This is a genomic window from Streptomyces sp. AB3(2024), from assembly GCF_041862025.1.
Classification (GTDB): Bacteria; Actinomycetota; Actinomycetes; order Streptomycetales; family Streptomycetaceae; genus Streptomyces.
Map to the genome: position 1 here is coordinate 1 of NZ_JBGWAB010000357.1, position 397 is coordinate 397.

Below are 397 nucleotides of genomic sequence, written 5' to 3' on the forward strand. Positions count from 1 at the left end.
GCCGAACGTACGTGTGAGGGCGAAGGGGATGACCAGGATCAGGAAGATCTCGAAGAGGTTGGAGAAGGGGGTGGGGTTCTCGAAGGGGTGGGCGGAGTTGGCGTTGAAGTAACCGCCGCCGTTCGTGCCCAGCTCCTTGATGACCTCCTGCGAGGCCACCGCCCCGCCGTTCCACTGCTGGGTGCCGCCCAGGAACTGGCCGACCTCGTGGATGCCGGCGAAGTTCTGGATCGCTCCGCAGGCGACCAGGACCAGCGCGCCGATCACCGAGATCGGCAGCAGGATGCGGACGGTGCCGCGGACCAGGTCTGCCCAGAAGTTGCCCAGTTCGCCGGTGCGGGAGCGCGCGAAGCCCCGTACCAGGGCCACCGCCACGGCCATGCCGACCGCCGCGGAG

At 68.5% G+C, this 397-nt stretch carries 1 protein-coding gene; it reads right to left on the minus strand.

Annotation, left to right across the window (positions count from 1 at the left end; translation table 11 throughout):
• The coding region (locus ACEPPI_RS40750; RefSeq protein WP_373920276.1) for a potassium-transporting ATPase subunit KdpA at window positions 1-397 on the minus strand (397 nt) is incomplete at both ends.